This window comes from Stenotrophomonas sp. C9D9, from assembly GCF_056491205.1.
This window is the reverse complement of sequence record NZ_JBSZIF010000003.1, coordinates 235391-253794: the sequence shown is the minus strand read 5'-3', so window position 1 is coordinate 253794 and position 18404 is coordinate 235391. Positions and strand designations below refer to the sequence as shown.

Sequence of the window (18404 nt, the reverse complement as noted above, 5' to 3'; positions counted from 1 at the left end):
GTGCCGGCGCCGGGCGTGAACGGCGCGACTTTCGGTTTACCATGCCGACGCCCGCAGCGCGGGAATCATCAGGACCAGCGTGAGGAGGCAATCGGTGGTGTATCTGCGGGCGGCGATGCTGCTGCTGGTCCTCCTGTGCTGCGCGTTGCCCGCTGCGGCACAGCCGGTGCCTCCGAGCCCGCGGCAGGTGACGGTGTTCGATGGCCTGCCGTCCAATACCGTCAACCGCATGGCCGAGGACCGGTACGGCTACCTGTGGATCGCCACCAACGATGGCCTGGCCCGCTATGACGGTCGCACCTACCGGGTGTGGCGCTCGGAGGACGGGCTGCGTGACAACCGCATCTGGACGGTGCTGGTCGATGCCCGCAACCAGCTGTGGATAGGCACCGAGAATGCCGGCCTGGTGCGGATGTCCGCCGACCGCCGGCAGCTGCACTTCTACGACCGCAGCAGCCAGCCGTTGATGGGCACCAACACGGTCTGGAGCCTGGCCAGCACGCCTGATGGCTCGATCTGGTTCGGTACCCATGAGGGCGGCCTGTACCGCCTGGACAGCCAGGACCGCCTGCAGCGCTTCCTGCCCGAGCCGAACAATCCGCGCAGCCTGCCCTCGTCGTCGGTGCCCTACCTGGCCACGCTGGCCGATGGCAGCCTGTGGATCGGCACCAAGCATGGCGTGGCGCGCTGGACCGGGACCGACTTCGAGCGTGTCGGTACGGACATCATCCCCAGCCTGCTGATCAACGGGCTGACCGCCGAACCGGATGGCAGCCTGTGGATCAGCACGATGGCCGGGGCCACCGTGCGCCGTCCGGATGGGCGCTTCGAAGCCCCTCCGTGGAAGCTGCCGCCGGGCGAGCAGGTGCTGGGCATGATGCTGCGCGACGAGCAGGGCGGGCACTGGCTGGACACGCGCACTGGGCTGGGGCGTGCGGTCGATGGCCAGTACCAGACCGTGCCGCTGTACAGCGCGATCGCGCGCGGTCCGGTGCGGCCGAACTGGACCGGTGCCTACGAGGACCGCGAAGGTGGCATCTGGTTGGCCAGCACCAATGCCGGGCTGTGGCACCTGCTGCCACGCTGGTGGCAGTTCTCGGTGCTGTCGCGCCTGGAGGACGACCCCAGCTCGCTGCGCAATGCGCTCGTGCTGGGCACCAGCCCATCCAGCAATGGCGGCGTCTGGACGGTGGGCAGCCATGGCGCGCTGGATCGCTTCGATCCGAAAACCGGCAGGATCGAGCAGCACCGTACCTGGGTCAACGGCATGCACTGGCTGTCGTCGGTGCGCGAGGACCGGCGTGGCCAGGTCTGGATCGGCTCGACCGATGCGCTGGTGCGCTACGACCCGCAACGGCGCGAGCTGCGTCGCTGGGGGCGTGACGCCGGTGCCGATGCAGCGATGGAAGGTGTCATCGAAGCGATGATGACCTGCGACGGCGACAGCCTCTGGTTGATGCTGCCCGCAGGCCTGCAGCAGCGCGACCTCGACGGGCGCGTGCGGCGCGAGCTGGACAATGGCCAGCGTGGCCTGCAGCAGGGCCAGCTCAACCTCGATGTGGAATGCGGTCCACAGGACCATATCTGGCTGGCCAGCAGCCGTGGCCTGCTGCAGTGGCTGCCGGAAAGCGAGCGCTTCCAGCCGGTGCCGGGTGCGCCGGCAACGGCCATCCATGCGCTGCACGTGGGCCGCGATGGCCAGGTCTGGTTGTCCGAGGACGGGCGCCTGTCGCGTTACCGCTGGAGCCAGGGGCGCCTGGAACGGCAGGCGGTGGTCGGTGCCGAACAGGGCTATCCGGCGATCTCCGCCTCTGGCCTGGTGGTGGATGCGCAGGGCGTGGCCTGGGCGACCAGCGCACGCGGCCTGGTACGTGTCAGTGCCGATGGGCAGAGCGTGCGCCTGTACGGCGTGCACGACGGCCTGCCCAGCCAGGAATTCCGCGAACACACCTTGATCGCAGCCGCCGATGGCCACCTGGTGGCCGGAACGGCGGCAGGCGCAGTGGTGTTCGACCCGGAGCAGGTGCGGCCTTCAGTACGCCGCGCGCCACTGGTGATCGAGCGGGTGGAAGTGCGCCGCAATGAGCAGGTGCTGGACATGACCCACGATGCACCGTTGCAGATCGCCGATGGCGACCGCGACCTGCGCATCGTCGCGCGATTGCTGTCCTTCGCCGACTCGGCGTCCAATACCTACCGTTACCGCCTGGCCGGCTACGACCCGGATTGGGTCGAAGTGGGTCCGGCGGGCGAGCGCCTGTTCTCGCGCCTGGCGCCCGGCAGCTACCGGCTGGAAGTGCAGGCACGCTCGGCCGACCATGTGTGGTCGCGGGTGCAGAGCCTGGAATTCCGCGTGCAACCGCCATGGTGGCGCAGCCTGTCCGGCCTGCTGGTGCTGGCGTCGGTCGGGTTGCTGCTGACCAGCTGGTTCGCCTGGTTGTACCGACGCCGCCTGCAGCGGCGCCACGCCTACCAGCTGGCGCTGCACAAGCAGGAACTGGCCGAGCAGGCCTCGGCGGCCAAGACCCGCTTCCTGGCCAACCTTGGGCATGAGATCCGTACGCCGATGACCGGCGTGCTGGGCATGAGCGAGCTGCTGCTGGCCTCGCCACTGGACCCGCAGCAGCGCGGCTACACGCAGTCGATCCGGCATGCTGGCGAACACCTGCTGCACCTGGTCAACGATGCGCTGGACCTGGCGCGGATCGAGTCCGGGCGCCTGGAACTGCAGTCGCAGTCGTTTGCGTTGAATGGCCTGTTGCAGGATCTGGCGGCGCTGATGGGCCCGCTGGCCGCCCAGAAGGGCCTGCGCTTCACCCTCGACAACCAGCTGCCGCCGGGCCTGCAGGCGACCGGTGATGCCATGCGCGTGCGGCAGATCCTGCTCAACCTGCTGTCGAACGCAGTGAAATTCACCAGCCGCGGCACCATCACGTTGCACGCGCGCTGCGATGGCGAGCTGCGCGCGCTGCATTTCGAAGTGCGCGATACCGGCCCCGGCATCAGCCAGGAACAGCAGCAGCGCCTGTTCCGCCGCTTCGAGCAGGCCGATGGTGCACGTACCGCAGCGCAATACGGTGGCAGCGGCCTAGGCCTGGCGATCTGCCGCGAGCTGGCACATGCGATGCAGGGGCGGATCCAGGTGGAGAGCCAGCTGGGCCGGGGCACCTGTTTTGGCGTGACCCTGCCGTTGCCGCTGGTGGTGGACAGTGATGCCGAGGCGTCCGCCGAGGGACATCGTGATGAAGCGGCGAACATGCCACCGCTGCGGGTGCTGCTGGTCGAGGACGATGCCACCGTGGCCGATGTGGTGCGGGGGCTGCTGAGCGCACGCGGCCACGAGGTGGTGCATGCCGGTCATGCGCTGGCGGCGCTGCGCGAGATCAGTGCCGGCGATTTCGACGTCGGCCTGCTGGATCTGGACCTGCCGGGCCTGAGCGGCTTCGAACTGGCCCAGCACCTGCGCAACCAGGGCTACATGCTGCCGTTGCTGGCGGTGACCGCGCGCACCGATCCGGACCTTCAGCAGCAGGTGGAAGCGGCCGGCATCGGCGGCTTCCTGCGCAAGCCGGTGACCGGCGAACTGCTGGTGGAAGCGATTGCCAGGGTGATGGGAAGGTAGGGATTATTGCAGGGCTTGCAGCCCTGCACCTGCAGAATCAACGTCAACGTCAAAAGCCTGCATTCCGTGGGATGGCGGGGTGGATCCGGTTGCGGGAGACGCCGTAAACCCCGCTCCGCGGTCCGGCCCAGCCGCTGGCGGCTGTGCGTTCGGGCGCTTGCGAAGCAGTGCTTCGCAAGCAAAGCACCCTCACCCATGGGGGCTTGGCCGCGGCATCCATGCCGCGGACACTCCCGCAACCGGACCCACCCCGCCTTCGACAGTTTTCCGCGATCTGTCGGAACGACACTCGGGGTCAGATCCGTTTTCCGAAGGAAAACGGATCTGACCCCAGATGTATTTCGATATCTGACAGATGTGTCGACCAAGGTCGACACCCACCAACAGCAGCGACCATCTGTCAGAGGTGGGGCGGTGTCGCAGTGCGGGGTGTCAGCCGCATGGATGCGGCTGCCAAGCCTACAGGGACGTACTTGCGGCGTCCCCGCGCTGCGACACCGCCTCGCCAACCCACGGAATGCTCGCTGTTGCTGTTGCTGTTGCTGTTGCTGTTGCTGTTGCTTCGGCTTCGGCTTCGGCCTCTGCGGGTGCAGGGCCGCAGGCCCTGCCGAACCCCTCACTCCGCGACGTGCTCGACCTGCCGTGGCTCCGGCTTGGTGTCGGGCAGCTGCCAGAAGATCATTGTCGAGGTCAGCGTGATCGCACCCACGCACAGGAACGTGGCATGCAACGCCGCAGTGGCGTCGGTGCTGTCCAGGTGGGTGCCGAACGCGGCCAGCAGGCTGCCGGCGGCTGCGGCGCCGAAACCGGCGGCCAGCATCATCACCATCGACAGCAGGCTGTTGCCGGAACTGGCGAATTCGCGATCGAGATCGCGCAGGGTCACGGTGTTCATCACGGTGAACTGCAGGGAATTGACCGCACCGAAGAACGCCAGCTGCATCAGGCGCCAGGCCAGGTGCTGGCCGGGTGTCATCAGGATGAAGCTGGCCATCGCCAGGCCGACCAGCACGGTGTTGACCATCAGCACGCGGCGGTAACCGTAGCGTTCGACCAGCTTCACCGCCAGCTGCTTGGAGACCATGCCGGCCGCCGCCACCGGCACCATCATCAGGCCGGCATGCATCGGGCCCAGGCCGAGGCCGACCTGCAGCAGCAGCGGGATCAGCATCGGCATGGCGCTGCTGCCGATGCGCGAGAACAGGTTGCCGAGAATACCGATGCGGTAGCTGGGCACGCGGAACAGTGCCAGCGAGAACAACGGCGCAGTCGAATTGGCGGCGTGCAGCCAGTAGCCCACCAGCGCGGCCAGGCCGGCCACGGTCATCAGCATCACCAGTGCGTGTGGCGTGCCGAGCCCGGAGATGCCGTCCAGTGCCAGCGACAGCACCACCATCGCGAAGGCCAGCATGATGTAGCCGCGCAGGTCGAAGCGGGTGCGATGGCTGGCGTAATGGTCGGGCATGATCTTCATCGCGGCGATGAAACCGATCACGCCGATCGGCAGGTTGATCAGGAACACCCAGTGCCATGAGGCGATCTCGACCAGCCAGCCGCCGAGTGTCGGGCCGATCAGCGGACCGACCAGCGCGGGGATGGCGATGAAGCTCATCGCGCGCAGGAAATCCTCGCGCGGCACCGAACGCATCACCGCCAGCCGACCGACCGGCAGCAGCATCGCACCGCCGATGCCCTGCAGCACGCGTGCACCGACCAGCTGGTGCAGGTGCTGGGCCAGCGCGCAGGCCAGCGAGCCGAGGGTGAACAGGATGATCGCCACCAGGAAGGTGCGCCGGGTGCCATAGCGGTCGGCGATCCAGCCCGAGGCGGGAATGAAGGTGGCGACCGCCAGCGCATAGCTGAACACCACCGATTGCATCTGCAGCGGGCTCTCGCCCAGGCTGGCCGCCATCGCCGGCAACGCCGTGTTGACGATGGTCGAGTCCAGCATCTGCATGAAAATCGCCAAGGACACCAGCCACAGCAGGGGGCGGTGGCGGTTGTAGGTCGATGACGATGTAGGCATGGCGTGCGGCCGGTGCAGCGTGGGGGCCGCCATGATCGCGCAATGCGGGTCACGGCGCGATCAAGGTCGCGCCGTACCTGCATGCGGAATGCTCAGCGTTGGCTGTGCGCGTGCACCGCGTCGACCAGCACCTGTACATGCGCAGGGTCCATGTCCGGCGACATGCCATGGCCGAGGTTGAACACATGGCCCTCGCGCGAACCGCCGTTGCCGGCCGCATAGGTGTCGAGCACGCGCGCGGCGGCCGCGGCGATCGCATCCGGTGAGGCGTACAGCGTGGTCGGGTCGAGGTTGCCCTGCAGGGCGACGCGGCCACCGGTGCGGCGCATCGCTTCGTCCAGGTCCAGCGTCCAGTCCAGGCCCAGTGCATCGGCGCCGGTCTGCGACAGCGCTTCCAGGTGCAGGCCGGTGCCCTTGCCGAACAGGATCAGCGGGGTGCGCTCGCTGCCCTCGCCACGGTCCAGGCCCTGCGCAATCCGCTGCAGGTAACGCAGCGAGAACTCGCGGTACATCGCCGGCGACAGCACGCCGCCCCAGGTGTCGAACACCTGCAGCGCCTGTGCGCCGGCCGCGCGCTGCGCGCCGAGGTAGGCGATCACCGCGTCGGTGGTGACTTCCAGCAGGCGGTGCAGGGCCTGCGGATGGTTCAGCGCCATCGCCTTGATGCGCGCGAAATCCTTGCTGCCGCCGCCTTCCACCATGTAGCAGGCCAGCGTCCACGGGCTGCCGGAGAAGCCGATCAGCGGCACCTGGCCGTCCAGCTCGCGGCGGATCAGGCGTACCGCATCCATCACGTAGCCCAGGTCCTGTTCCATGTCCGGCACCGCCAGCCTGGCGATGGCCGCTTCATCACGCACCGGATGGCGGAACTTCGGGCCTTCGCCTTCGACGAAGTACAGCTCCAGGCCCATCGCATCGGGAATGGTGAGGATGTCCGAGAACAGGATGGCCGCGTCCAGCGGGAGCCGGCGCAGCGGCTGCAGGGTGACTTCGCAGGCGATCTCCGGGGTCTTGGCCATGGCCAGGAAACTGCCGGCCTTGGCCCGGGTCGCGCGGTATTCCGGCAGGTAGCGGCCGGCCTGGCGCATCAGCCAGACGGGGGTGCAGTCCACCGGTTCGCGGCGCAGGGCGCGCAGCAGGCGATCGTTGCGGAGAGGGCTGGTCACGGTGGGCATTCCTTGGACGGGAGGAGCAGCGGCGTCAGTCGCCGTGCGAAAGGATCTGGAAGCCGCGATGCAGTTCAGCATCGCGGGCCTTCTCGAAGGCGTGGCGGGCTTCGTCGGCCTGCAGGAACAGCTCGCGCCGCAGCTGCGAGCGGCTGCCGACGCGGCCGCTCTCGCGCAGCAGCTCCCAGCCGCCGAACAGGTCCGGCAGCAGGCTCAGGCGCAGGAAGCGCGGTGCCTGCGCACCGGCGTCGGGATGTTGCAGGTAGACGTGCATGGCGCCGATTGTAGCGGGGCCAGGGTGACCCCGGCCGCAACGCGGTGGTGCCGGCCGCTGGCCAGCAACGTCATCAACGGGGAAGCCGGCCAGCGGCCGGCACTACCAGGCTGCGCGGCAGGATTGCCGGCCAGCGGCCGGCACTACTGGGCCGACAGCACCTTCAGCACCGCTGCCTCATCCACGTCCGGTACCACTTCGGCACGGCCCATGCCACGCCACAGCACCAGGCGCAGGCGGCCGGCCACGTTCTTCTTGTCCAGGCGCATGCGGCCGAGCAGGGCCTGCGGGTCCAGCCCGGCCGGGATCGCCACCGGCAGGCCGAGGCGTTCCAGCAGGGCCTGCAAGCGTGCGCGGTCGGCATCGTCGGCCAGGCCCAGGTCGGTGGACAGCTTCGCCGCCAGCACCATGCCCACCGCCACCGCCTCGCCATGGTTCAGCGCATCGCGGCCTGGGGCCGAGTAGCCCTGCTCAGTCTCGATGGCGTGGCCGAAGGTGTGGCCGAGGTTGAGCAGGGCACGCTCGCCCTTCTCGAACGGGTCGCGCTCGACGATGGCGGCCTTGTGCCGGCAGCTGCGCGCGATGGCCTCGGCCAGCACCGCATCCTCGCCGGCCAGCAGCGCATCGGCATGCTGCTGCAGCCACTCGAAGAACACCGCATCACCCAATGCACCGTACTTCACCACTTCGGCCAGGCCGGCGCGCAGCTCGCGAGGCGGCAGGGTGGCCAGCACGCGGGTATCGGCGATGACCGCACGCGGCGGATGGAAGGCGCCGACCAGGTTCTTGCCGGCCGGGATGTCGACGGCGGTCTTGCCGCCCACCGACGAATCGACCATCGCCAGCAGGGTGGTCGGCAGCTGCACGCAGTCCACGCCGCGCATCCAGCAGGCGGCAGCGAAACCGGCAAGGTCACCGACCACGCCGCCGCCGAGGGCGAACACGCAGGCGTCGCGGGTGGCACCGAGCGCGGCCAGCGCTTCGATCGCGCGGCCGAACTCGGCCAGGGTCTTGGAGGCCTCGCCGGCGGCCAGCACGTGCTCGCCGATGATCAGGTCCGCGCGTGCGGCCAGCAGCGTCTGTTTGACCGATGCCAGATAGCGCGGGGCGACTTCGCTGTCGCTGAGCAGCAGCACATGACGGCCGCGCACGTGCGAGGCCAGCGCGTTGCCGTCGGCCTGGGCGCCGGCGCCGATGGTGATGGAGTAGGGGCGGTCGCCGCCAACGGCGACCTGCAGCAGGGCGGGGGATGTCATGCGGTCAGGTCCTGGCGCTGCCATTGCGTGGCCAGCTTGACCACCAGCTGGGCGGTCGCATCGGCAGCGGTATACGGGTCGGTGTCGAGGGTGAGGTCGGCCAGTTCGCGGTACAGCGGGTCGCGGTGTGCGGCCAGATCGTGCAGCACCTGCTCGCGGTCCGGACGCTGCAGCAGCGGCCGGCCCTTGTCGCGGGCCAGGCGCTCGAGCTGTTCGGCCACGCTCACCCGCAGATAGACCACGAAGCCGCGCCGGGCGATCAGTGCACGGTTGTCCGGATCCAGTACGGCGCCACCACCGGTGGAGACCAGCTGGCCGCGGCCTTCCAGCACCCGCGCAAGCGCCTGGCGTTCATGGCTGCGGAAGCCGGCTTCGCCGGAGTGCTCGAAGATGGTCGGAATGCTGGCGCCGGCGGCATCGACGATGGCCTGGTCGACATCGACGAAATCCAGCGTGAAACGCTCGGCCAGGCGGCGGCCGATGCAGGTTTTGCCGGCGCCCATCGGGCCGATCAGGATCAGGTTCGGAGCAGGATTCATGCCCTCTGATGCTAACACCTCCGTGCCCCGGCCTTTACGTTCTTCACGTCAGGGTAGGCGTTCCTGCGGGGTCTCCCGCGCCAGCCGGAGTACAGGCCATGACGGTCGCCAAGGTCATCGAAATCACCGCCTCCTCGCCGAAGAGCGTGGAAGACGCCGTGCGCAGCGGGCTGAAGAAGGTCTCCGAGACGGTCAAGGGCATCCAGGGCGCCTGGGTGAACGAGACCAAGGTGGTCACCAACGGCAGCGGCGAGATCACCGAATGGCGGGTCAACCTGCGGGTGACCTTCCTGGTGGAGTAGTCGCGCTCAGCGCACGTCCTGCACCTGGCGCTGGCCGTCCAGCACCACCACATGGTCGGCGAGGGTGGGCAGGGCGTGCAGCGCCTGCCGGCTGACCCGCTCGTAGTACTGCACGAAACGCTCCAGCTGTGGCCGGCTCATGCCGTGCCGGCCCGGCTGCGCGGCCTGCAGGTTCTGCTCCTGCTGCCAGCGCCAGCGTGGCACCACCGAGAAATCCGGTGGCTGCAGGAACCACAGGCGGTTGCAGCGCTGCCACAGTGCCGGGTAGTCGCGGGCCAGCGCCTGGTTGCACCAGCGACGCCAGCGGCCATCGGTGTCGGCCTCGCGCTCCAGCGCGTTCAGCGGGCTGTCCAGCGCGTCGTCATCCTGCGCAGGCGTGCCCAGGAACCAGCCTTCGAATACCAGCAGGTCCAGCGGTTGTTGCAGCTGCGGCCATTGCGCTTCGGGCAGGCGTTCATCGGCCAGCTTGTCGAAGCGCGGCATCGCGAAAGGCTGGCGTGCGGCCACCGCGTCCAGCACGGCGTGGGCCAGCGGGAGGTCATGGGTGCCCGGCGGGCCGCGGGTGATCAACAGCGGGTGCACCTGGCGCGCCAGTCGCTGGCGCTGTGCGCGGGTCAGGTAGACGTCATCGATCGACAGCGTGGCCGCGTTCAGGCCGCGTGCCTGGGCGCGCGCCACCACCTGCGCAGCCAGCGTCGATTTGCCGCTCCCCTGCAGGCCGCTGATCGCCAATACTGGAACCGCTGCACCGCTGGCCAGTGCATCGTCCAGCGCCTGTTCGGCCAATGTTTCGGGGAATCCTTTCACCTGGGGCATATACGCAGCAGCGGCCATGCAGCCACAATAGCCCAATCCGTGTGAGAAGAACGCAATCATGAGCGACCTGTACGCCGAAGCCCTGTCCACGTTTGCCGGCCTGTTCGAAGAGGCCAAACAGAGCCGCGAGGTCGAGCCGAACGCGATGACCGTGGCCACCGCCGATGCGCAGGGCCGTCCCTCGGCGCGTACCGTGCTGCTGAAGGCCTTCGACGAGCGCGGCTTTGTCTTCTACACCCACCTGGACAGCCACAAGGGCCAGGAACTGCAGGCCAATCCGCAGGCCGCACTGCTGTTCCTGTGGCGCAGCCTGCGCGAGGCTGGCATCCAGGTGCGCATCGAAGGCCGTGTCGAGCAGGTGGCAGACACAGAGGCCGATGCCTATTTCGCCAGCCGCCCGCGCATGAGCCAGATCGGTGCGTGGGCCTCGCAACAGTCGAAGACGCTGGCAAGCCGCGAGGAATTCGACGCGCGCGTGGCCGAAATCGAAGCCCGTTTCGAGGGCAGGGACGTACCGCGCCCGGCCGGCTGGAGCGGCCTGCGCGTGGTGCCTGACCGTATCGAGTTCTGGTACGGCGCGCAGTTCCGCCTGCATGAACGCTGGTGCTATGAAGCCGGTGCCGAAGGGCGCTGGAGCAAGCGCCTGCTGTACCCGTGATCGACAGTGTGCCCACGATCCGCCAGGCCACGCCGGCCGATGTGGCCGCGTGGGCGCAGTTGCGTCTCGGCCTGTGGCCCGATGCCGATGATCCGCTGGAGGAACTGGCGGAGTCGCTGGCCGATGCCGAAGGCGCGGTATTCCTTGCCTGTCTGGCCGGTGGCGAAGCGGTGGGGTTCGCCGAAGTGCGCCTGCGCCACGACTACGTGAATGGCACCGAGTCTTCGCCGGTCGGCTTCCTGGAAGGCTGGTACGTGCAGCCGCAGTGGCAGGGCCACGCCGTGGGCCGCGCTCTGCTGGCGGCAGTGCAGGCGTGGACGCGCACGGCCGGCTGCAGCGAGCTGGCGTCTGACAGTCGCGTGGAAGACGTACAGGCGCATGCCGCGCATCGTGCGTGTGGTTTCGAGGAAACCGAGCGCGTGGTGTATTTCCGCATGGTGTTGGACGCCGAGCTGCCCCGGTAGCCGCCAACCTTGGTTGGCGACGCTACAGGAGCAGATTGTCGCGAACCGACGGGTTCGCTTCATCTGCGAGCAGGCCAGTGACCGGCACACTCGGCTGGATGCCCTCGACTTCCGGAGTCGCCATGCCCTCTTGGCGTTGCCTGTTTGCCGTGCCGCCGCCACGCCGCGGCATGGAAGCCTTCCTGCTGCTGCTTGCCCGCATCGTCGCCGGCGTGATGTTCTGCGTATCCGGCTGGAACAAGGTGTTCACCGACGCAGGGCGCGAGCGCATGGTGCATACGCTGGTTGATGCGGGCATCCCGTTCCCGATATTCAGTGCGCCGGTGCTCGGTGCGATCGAATGGATCGCCGGCGGCCTGCTGGTGCTGGGTCTGTTGAGCCGCCCCTCGGCGCTGCTGCTGGCGGGCATCTGTGCGGTGGCCGCAATGACTGATGGCATCGCGCGCATTCCGGCGGGATTGAGCGTGCCCGATTGGCTGAGCTGGTTCTTCTACCTGAGCGAAGTGCCGCTGGGCGTGCTGCTGCTATGGGTTGCGGCGGTAGGGAGCGGTCGGTTCGCCATCGAGGCGCGTTGGGCACGGTGAGCGTTCCTCGTCCGCACGCAGCCGGAGCGCGTCTGTAGCATTTGGTATGTTCCGGTAGATCCACGCCATGCGTGGATGAGATGCTTGACGGAAGAGCGTTGCGAACCAAGGTTCGCACCCACCAGGCAACGAGTGGTTATAACCCCTCCGCGCGCAGCCAGCGCCACAGCGTAGTGCGTGAGACGCCCAGCGCCTGCGCCATCCCCTCGCGATCATTGCGATGTTCCTGCAGTAGCGTCTCCAGCTGCGCACGCGGCGGGCGCTTGCCGTTGCTTTCCACCGGCAATGCTGCAGCGCCCTCATTCACCAGTTCGGGGGCCAACTGCAGCAGTCGTGCAGCATCAATCAGGCCTTCTCCTGGCTGCCAGTGGATGCGCAGGCGATCCACCAGATTACGCAGCTCACGCACGTTGCCGGGCCACTCGGCGGCGGTCAGCACCGCCAGCGTATCCTCATCCAATGGCGCGTCGATGCCACGCAGCTGGCGGAAGAAATGCTGCGCCAGCAGCGGGATGTCGCCGCGTCGGGCGCGCAGCGGCGGCAGCACGATGCGCAGTGCTGCCAGCCGATAGTAGAGGTCGCGGCGGAAGCTGCCGACGGCCGCGCGCTGCTCCAGCGACTGCAGGGTGGCGGCGACCACACGCAGGTCCACCGGCGTCGGTTCGGTGGCACCCACGCGCAGCACTTCACGTTCCTCCAGCACGCGCAGCAGGCGGGTCTGCAGCGGCAGCGGCAGTTCGCCGATTTCGTCCAGGAACAGGGTGCCGCCGTCTGCGGCTTCAACCAGGCCAACGCGGCCGCCACGGCGTGCGCCGGTGAAGGCGCCATCGCTGTAGCCGAACAGCTCCGCTTCCAGCAGTGATTCGCTGATCGCGCCGCAGTTCAGCGCCACGAAGCGTCCGCGACGACCGCTGGCGGCGTGCAGCTGGCGCGCCACCAGTTCCTTGCCAGTGCCGGTTTCGCCGCTGACCAGCACGGTGCTGTCATGTGGGGCGTAGAGCGCGATCTGCGCGCGCACCTGCGCCATCGCGTCGCTGTCGCCGAGCAGTTCATGCGCATCGGCACGCGCTGCCGGGCGCCGGCGCGGGGCAGGGCGGTTGCTGCCGGAACGTGCCAGGGTCTGGGTCAGTTCCAGCGCATGTTCGAACGCCTGCCGCACCGAGTCGGCCGAATACAGCAGCACCCCGGGCAGGCCGGCCTGCTCGGCATGGTCGATGGCCATGCCGGTGCCGACGATCACTTCGATGCCGTTGGCGCGCAGGTCGGCGATGCAGTCGCGAGCGTCCTCGCGGGTGACGAAGCGGCGATGCTCGATATCCAGGCCGAAACTCTGCTGGAAGTTGCTGAACACCGGTACGTCGCTGGCGTGGGTGACCAGGCCGATGCGGCTGGCGATGCGGCGGGCGCGGGCCAGCGCCTCCATCAGGTCGAAGCCGTTGGCCTGGATCGGCACCAGCGGCAGCTCCAGCCGGCCGCGCAGCCAGGCGGCGTTGGAGCCACCCGCGATCACCACATCGCAGTGCTCGCGACGCAGGCGCTGGCCGATCACCTCCACCGCTTCCTCGAAGCCGAGGTTGATCTGCTCGATGCGCGCGCGGCGGTCGAACTCGGGAATGACGTCGCCGAGCAGGCCGGTCAGCCGCGAGACGCTGACCGTCCAGATCACCGGGCGGCCGGGGTCGGCATCTGCATGGCGCAGGGGTGAGCGGGGCAGATACATGGCGGCGGGTCCGGGTGGGGTGTTTCATGATACATCTGTTTCAATGTTTCATTTGTTTCACTGCTGCATGCCGGTCATCCCCGTGAAATCAACTGCTTGCAGCTTGGCATGGTGCTTGCGCCTACCCATCCGTTCTTCAACCTGGATTGCCGCATGACTGCTTCCGCCCCTTTCTCCGCCGGTGCCCGCTTCCGTGAGGCGCTGGTTGCCGAATCGCCGCTGCAGGTGATCGGCGCGATCAACGCCAACCACGCCCTGCTGGCCAAGCGCGCCGGCTTCCGCGCCATCTACCTGTCCGGCGGCGGCGTTGCCGCGGGCTCGCTGGGCCTGCCGGACCTGGGCATCAACACCCTGGAAGACGTGCTGGTTGATGTGCGCCGCATCACCGATGTCTGCGACCTGCCGCTGATGGTCGACATCGATACCGGCTTCGGCCCGAGCGCGTTCAATATCGCGCGCACCGTGAAGTCGCTGATCAAGGCCGGCGCAGCCGCCTGCCACATCGAGGACCAGGTCGGCGCCAAGCGCTGCGGCCACCGTCCGGGCAAGGAGATCGTCTCGCAGGGGGAAATGGTCGACCGCGTGAAGGCCGCCGCCGATGCCAAGACCGATCCGGGCTTCTTCCTGATCGCACGCACCGACGCCATCCAGGTGGACGGCGTGGACAAGGCCATCGAGCGCGCCATCGCCTGTGTCGAGGCCGGTGCCGATGGCATCTTCGCCGAGGCTGCCTACGACCTGGATACCTACCGCCGCTTCGTCGACGCGGTGAAGGTGCCGGTGCTGGCAAACATCACCGAATTCGGCGCCACCCCGCTGTTCAGCCGCGATGAACTGGCCTCGGCCGGCGTTGCCATCCAGCTGTTCCCGCTGTCGGCGTTCCGTGCCGCCAACAAGGCCGCCGAGAACGTCTACCAGGCGGTGCGCCGTGATGGCCACCAGCGCAATGTGGTCGAGACCATGCAGACCCGCGAAGAACTCTACGACCGCATCGGCTACCACGCGTTCGAGCAGCAGCTCGATGCACTGTTCGCCGCCAAGAAATAAGCAGTACCCTGCACCATCAAGTTTTCGGAGGGAAACATGAACGATACGACCGCAACCCCGACCTTCAAGCCGAAGAAGTCCGTCGCCCTGTCCGGCACCGCTGCCGGCAACACCGCGCTGTGCAGCGTGGGCCGCAGTGGCAACGATCTGCACTACCGTGGCTATGACATCCTGGACCTGGCCAACACCAGCGAGTTCGAGGAAATCGCCTACCTGCTGGTGCACGGCAAGCTGCCGACCCGCGCCGAGCTGGTTTCCTACAAGGCCAAGCTGAAGTCGCTGCGTGGCATCCCGGCCGCGGTGAAGGCGGCGCTGGAAGAACTGCCGCCGTCGGCGCACCCGATGGACGTGATGCGCACCGGCGTGTCCGTGCTCGGCTGCGTGGCGCCTGAGAAGGACGACCACAACCATCCGGGCGCGCGCGACATCGCCGACAAGCTGATGGCCTGCCTCGGTTCGATGCTGCTGTACTGGTACCACTGGAGCCACAACGGCCGCGCCATCGACGTGGAAACCGACGACGACTCGATCGGTGGCCACTTCCTGCACCTGCTGCACGGCGAGAAGCCGCAGGAGTCGTGGGTGAAGGCGATGCACACCTCGCTGATCCTGTACGCCGAACACGAGTTCAACGCCTCGACCTTCACCTGCCGTGTCATCGCCGGTACCGGCAGCGACATGTACAGCGCGATCTGCGGTGGCATCGGCGCGCTGCGCGGCCCGAAGCATGGCGGCGCCAACGAAGTGGCGTTCGAAGTGCAGAAGCGCTACGACAACCCGGATGAGGCCGAGGAAGACATCAAGGCGCGCGTTGAGCGCAAGGAAGTGGTGATCGGTTTCGGCCACCCGGTCTACACCGTCTCCGATCCGCGCAACAAGGTGATCAAGGATGTGGCCCGCGAGCTGTCCGAAGAGCAGTCGAGCATGAAGATGTACGACATCGCCGAGCGCCTGGAATCGGTGATGTGGGACATCAAGAAGATGTTCCCGAACCTGGACTGGTTCAGCGCCGTCAGCTACCACATGATGGGCGTGCCGACCGCGATGTTCACTCCCCTGTTCGTGATCGCCCGCACCGCCGGCTGGAGCGCGCACATCGTCGAGCAGCGCATCGACGGCAAGATCATCCGCCCGAGCGCCAACTACATCGGTCCGGAAGACCGCGACTTCGTCGCCATCGACAAGCGCGTCTGATCCACCTGCTGTACCCATCCGGCCGGCCGCGTGCCGGCCGGATGCTTTCGCCGCCGCACCGCCGGCACCCGGCCCGCCCCAAGCACTCCGCCAGCCCATGAATACCGATTACCGCAAGAACCTCCCCGGCAGCGCGCTGGACTATTTCGATGCGCGTGCCGCCGTCGATGCGATCCAGCCCGGCGCCTATGCCACCCTGCCGTACACCTCGCGCGTGCTGGCCGAGAACCTGGTGCGCCGCTGCGATCCGGCCACGCTCGGCGATTCGCTGAAGCAGCTGATCGAGCGCCGCCGCGACCTCGATTTCCCGTGGTTCCCTGCACGCGTTGTGTGCCACGACATCCTCGGCCAGACCGCGCTGGTCGATCTGGCCGGCCTGCGTGATGCGATCGCCGACAAGGGCGGTGACCCGGCCAAGGTGAATCCGGTGGTGCCGGTGCAGCTGATCGTCGATCACTCGCTGGCAGTGGAGTGCGGTGGTTTCGATCCGCAGGCGTTCGAGAAGAACCGCGCCATCGAAGATCGCCGCAACGAAGACCGATTCCACTTCATCGACTGGACCAAGCTGGCGTTCGAGAACGTGGACGTGATTCCGCCGGGCAACGGCATCATGCACCAGATCAACCTGGAGAAGATGTCGCCGGTGGTCTACGTGCAGGACGGCGTGGCCTTCCCGGATACCTGCGTGGGTACCGACAGCCATACCCCGCACGTGGATGCGCTGGGCGTGATCGCGATTGGTGTTGGCGGTCTGGAAGCCGAGAACGTGATGCTGGGCCGCGCGTCGTGGATGCGCCTGCCGGACATCATCGGTGTCGAGCTGACCGGCAGGCCGCAGCCGGGCATTACCGCCACCGACGTGGTGCTGGCACTGACCGAGTTCCTGCGCAAGGAACGCGTGGTCGGTGCGTATCTTGAATTCTTCGGCGAGGGTGCTGCGGCACTGACCATCGGTGACCGCGCCACCATTTCCAACATGTGCCCGGAGTACGGCGCGACCGCCGCGATGTTCTACATCGACGGGCAGACCATCGATTACCTGCGCCTGACCGGCCGCGAGGAATCGCAGGTGGCGCTGGTGGAGAACTACGCCCGTACCACCGGCCTGTGGGCCGATGACCTGGCCACCGCGCAGTACGAGCGCGTGCTGCGCTTCGACCTGTCCAGCGTGGTACGCAACATGGCCGGCCCGTCCAACCCGCACAAGCGCGTGGCCACCGCCGAGCTGGCCGAGCGCGGCATCGCCGACGAAGCCAAACTGGAAGCGGGCAAGGCCGAGCAGGCGCAGGGGCTGATGCCCGATGGCGCGGTGATCATTGCCGCCATCACCAGCTGCACCAATACGTCCAATCCGCGCAACGTGATCGCCGCCGCACTGCTGGCGCGCAAGGCCAACGAGCGTGGCCTGCTGCGCAAGCCGTGGGTGAAGTCGTCGCTGGCGCCGGGCTCGAAGGCGGTGCAGCTGTACCTGGAAGAGGCTGGCCTGCTGCCGGACCTGGAAAAGCTCGGCTTCGGCATCGTCGCCTTCGCCTGCACCACCTGCAACGGCATGAGTGGCGCGCTGGATCCGGCGATCCAGCAGGAGATCATCGACCGTGACCTGTATTCCACCGCCGTGTTGTCGGGCAACCGCAACTTCGATGGCCGCATCCACCCGTATGCGAAGCAGGCCTTCCTGGCTTCGCCGCCGCTGGTGATCGCCTATGCCATCGCCGGCACCGTGCGCTTCGACATCGAGAAGGACGTGCTGGGCGTGGACGCCGACGGCAACGAGGTGCGCCTGAAGGACATCTGGCCGAGCGACGCCGAGATCGACGCGGTGGTGAAGGCCTCGGTGAAGCCGGAGCAGTTCCGCCGCGTCTACAACCCGATGTTCAACGTGCGCGTGGAGCACGGTGCGGCGGTCAGCCCGCTGTACGACTGGCGCCCGCAGAGCACCTACATCCGCCGTCCGCCTTACTGGGAGGGCGCACTGGCCGGTGAGCGCACGCTGTCTGGCATGCGCGCGCTGGCGGTGCTGCCGGACAACATCACCACCGACCACCTGTCGCCGTCCAACGCCATCCTGGCGTCCGGTGCCGCCGGCGAGTACCTGGCGAAGATGGGCCTGCCGGAAGAGGACTTCAATTCCTACGCCACCCACCGCGGCGACCACCTGACCGCGCAGCGTGCCACCTTCGCCAACCCGAAGCTGTTCAACGAGATGGTGCGCAACGACGACGGCAGCGTGAAGCAGGGTTCGCTGGCGCGCGTGGAGCCGGAAGGCAAGGTGATGCGCATGTGGGAAGCGATCGAGACCTACATGGATCGCAAGCAGCCACTGATCATCATTGCCGGTGCCGACTATGGCCAGGGCAGCTCGCGTGACTGGGCCGCCAAGGGCGTGCGCCTGGCTGGCGTGGAGGCGATCGTGGCCGAAGGCTTCGAGCGCATCCACCGCACCAACCTGATCGGCATGGGCGTGCTGCCGCTGGAGTTCAAGCCGGGCACCACCCGCCTGACCCTGGGCATTGACGGCACCGAGACCTTCGATGTGATCGGCGAGCGCACCCCGCGCGCCGACCTGACCCTGGTCATTCACCGCCGCGACGGCCAGGACGTGATCGTGCCGGTCACCTGCCGGCTGGACAGCGACGAGGAAGTGGCGATCTACGAAGCCGGTGGCGTGCTGCAGCGCTTCGCCCAGGACTTCCTGGAAGGCGCCAAGGTGGCGTGATGCCGTGCTGAATGCCTGCC

General features: G+C 67.8%; 15 protein-coding genes. 8 read left to right on the top strand and 7 right to left on the bottom strand.

All coding sequences use genetic code 11. From position 1 onward, the window contains the following. Positions 1-94: 94 nt before the first annotated feature. A complete protein-coding gene (locus tag ACXI0D_RS03120) occupies positions 95-3622 on the top strand; it encodes a hybrid sensor histidine kinase/response regulator (protein WP_119006635.1) in 3528 nt (1175 codons plus the stop codon). Positions 3623-4238: 616 nt separating this feature from the next. Here ACXI0D_RS03120 and mdtD read toward each other — a convergent pair. The 5 genes from mdtD to ACXI0D_RS03095 form a co-directional block, all read right to left on the bottom strand. Then, positions 4239-5648, bottom strand: coding sequence for a multidrug transporter subunit MdtD (gene mdtD / locus ACXI0D_RS03115; RefSeq protein WP_101766438.1), 1410 nt, complete (start codon positions 5646-5648; stop codon positions 4239-4241). Positions 5649-5740: 92 nt separating this feature from the next. After that, on the bottom strand, positions 5741-6823 hold the full coding sequence (hemE, locus tag ACXI0D_RS03110) for a uroporphyrinogen decarboxylase (protein WP_479642290.1): 1083 nt from the start codon (positions 6821-6823) through the stop codon (positions 5741-5743). Positions 6824-6848: 25 nt separating this feature from the next. Then, complete coding sequence (locus ACXI0D_RS03105) at positions 6849-7088, bottom strand: WGR domain-containing protein (RefSeq protein WP_014038141.1); 240 nt, start codon at positions 7086-7088, stop codon at positions 6849-6851. 143 nt (positions 7089-7231) lie between these two features. After that, the gene (gene aroB / locus ACXI0D_RS03100) at positions 7232-8344 is read right to left on the bottom strand and encodes a 3-dehydroquinate synthase (protein ID WP_479642289.1); all 1113 of its coding nucleotides are present in this window, start codon (positions 8342-8344) and stop codon (positions 7232-7234) included. Next, entirely contained in the window at positions 8341-8883 is a 543-nt protein-coding gene (locus ACXI0D_RS03095; protein ID WP_014648049.1) for a shikimate kinase, read from the bottom strand. Before ACXI0D_RS03095 ends, aroB begins: the two co-directional genes overlap by 4 nt. A gap of 98 nt (positions 8884-8981) precedes the next feature. On the opposite strand from ACXI0D_RS03095, the gene ACXI0D_RS03090 reads away from it, so the two are divergent. Further along, a complete protein-coding gene (locus tag ACXI0D_RS03090; RefSeq protein ID WP_005410663.1) occupies positions 8982-9185 on the top strand; it encodes a dodecin family protein in 204 nt (67 codons plus the stop codon). Positions 9186-9191: 6 nt separating this feature from the next. On the opposite strand, the gene ACXI0D_RS03085 is transcribed toward ACXI0D_RS03090, so the two are convergent. Beyond that, positions 9192-10019, bottom strand: a complete 828-nt coding sequence (locus tag ACXI0D_RS03085) for a kinase (RefSeq protein WP_101765929.1) — start codon at positions 10017-10019, stop codon at positions 9192-9194. Between the two features lie 40 nt (positions 10020-10059). Between ACXI0D_RS03085 and pdxH the strand changes: the two genes are divergently transcribed. From pdxH to ACXI0D_RS03070, 3 genes are all read left to right on the top strand, one after another. Further along, a complete protein-coding gene (gene pdxH / locus ACXI0D_RS03080; protein ID WP_479642288.1) occupies positions 10060-10659 on the top strand; it encodes a pyridoxamine 5'-phosphate oxidase in 600 nt (199 codons plus the stop codon). Next, positions 10656-11123 (top strand): aminoglycoside 6'-N-acetyltransferase, encoded by a 468-nt coding sequence (gene aacA, locus ACXI0D_RS03075; protein WP_049443010.1) that lies wholly within the window; start codon positions 10656-10658, stop codon positions 11121-11123. The genes pdxH and aacA overlap by 4 nt, the downstream gene beginning before the upstream one ends. Before the next feature lie 122 nt (positions 11124-11245). Beyond that, the gene (locus ACXI0D_RS03070; RefSeq protein WP_049443011.1) at positions 11246-11707 is read left to right on the top strand and encodes a DoxX family protein; all 462 of its coding nucleotides are present in this window, start codon (positions 11246-11248) and stop codon (positions 11705-11707) included. Between the two features lie 136 nt (positions 11708-11843). Here ACXI0D_RS03070 and prpR read toward each other — a convergent pair whose 3' ends face one another. Beyond that, a complete protein-coding gene (gene prpR / locus ACXI0D_RS03065) occupies positions 11844-13427 on the bottom strand; it encodes a propionate catabolism operon regulatory protein PrpR (protein WP_479642287.1) in 1584 nt (527 codons plus the stop codon). A 153-nt stretch (positions 13428-13580) separates the two neighbouring features. Between prpR and prpB the strand changes: the two genes are divergently transcribed. The 3 genes from prpB (at position 13581) to acnD (ending at position 18384) form a co-directional block, all read left to right on the top strand. Beyond that, complete coding sequence (gene prpB / locus ACXI0D_RS03060; protein ID WP_049443047.1) at positions 13581-14474, top strand: methylisocitrate lyase; 894 nt, start codon at positions 13581-13583, stop codon at positions 14472-14474. Between the two features lie 36 nt (positions 14475-14510). Further along, positions 14511-15668 (top strand): bifunctional 2-methylcitrate synthase/citrate synthase, encoded by a 1158-nt coding sequence (prpC, locus tag ACXI0D_RS03055; RefSeq protein ID WP_014038133.1) that lies wholly within the window; start codon positions 14511-14513, stop codon positions 15666-15668. 97 nt (positions 15669-15765) lie between these two features. After that, positions 15766-18384, top strand: a complete 2619-nt coding sequence (gene acnD, locus ACXI0D_RS03050) for a Fe/S-dependent 2-methylisocitrate dehydratase AcnD (RefSeq protein ID WP_479642286.1) — start codon at positions 15766-15768, stop codon at positions 18382-18384. Positions 18385-18404: the final 20 nt, after the last annotated feature.

What these genes read in the sequence shown, in the direction of transcription:
- hemE (WP_479642290.1), bottom strand. Translation starts at nt 6,823, where the DNA reads ATGCCCACCGTGACCAGCCCTCTCCGCAACGATCGCCTGCTGCGCGCC.
- prpC (WP_014038133.1), top strand. Translation starts at nt 14,511, where the DNA reads ATGAACGATACGACCGCAACCCCGACCTTCAAGCCGAAGAAGTCCGTC.
- prpR (WP_479642287.1), bottom strand. Translation starts at nt 13,427, where the DNA reads ATGTATCTGCCCCGCTCACCCCTGCGCCATGCAGATGCCGACCCCGGC.
- aroB (WP_479642289.1), bottom strand. Translation starts at nt 8,344, where the DNA reads ATGACATCCCCCGCCCTGCTGCAGGTCGCCGTTGGCGGCGACCGCCCC.
- ACXI0D_RS03070 (WP_049443011.1), top strand. Translation starts at nt 11,246, where the DNA reads ATGCCCTCTTGGCGTTGCCTGTTTGCCGTGCCGCCGCCACGCCGCGGC.
- ACXI0D_RS03095 (WP_014648049.1), bottom strand. Translation starts at nt 8,883, where the DNA reads ATGAATCCTGCTCCGAACCTGATCCTGATCGGCCCGATGGGCGCCGGC.
- pdxH (WP_479642288.1), top strand. Translation starts at nt 10,060, where the DNA reads ATGAGCGACCTGTACGCCGAAGCCCTGTCCACGTTTGCCGGCCTGTTC.
- acnD (WP_479642286.1), top strand. Translation starts at nt 15,766, where the DNA reads ATGAATACCGATTACCGCAAGAACCTCCCCGGCAGCGCGCTGGACTAT.
- prpB (WP_049443047.1), top strand. Translation starts at nt 13,581, where the DNA reads ATGACTGCTTCCGCCCCTTTCTCCGCCGGTGCCCGCTTCCGTGAGGCG.
- ACXI0D_RS03090 (WP_005410663.1), top strand. Translation starts at nt 8,982, where the DNA reads ATGACGGTCGCCAAGGTCATCGAAATCACCGCCTCCTCGCCGAAGAGC.
- mdtD (WP_101766438.1), bottom strand. Translation starts at nt 5,648, where the DNA reads ATGCCTACATCGTCATCGACCTACAACCGCCACCGCCCCCTGCTGTGG.
- ACXI0D_RS03085 (WP_101765929.1), bottom strand. Translation starts at nt 10,019, where the DNA reads ATGGCCGCTGCTGCGTATATGCCCCAGGTGAAAGGATTCCCCGAAACA.
- ACXI0D_RS03105 (WP_014038141.1), bottom strand. Translation starts at nt 7,088, where the DNA reads ATGCACGTCTACCTGCAACATCCCGACGCCGGTGCGCAGGCACCGCGC.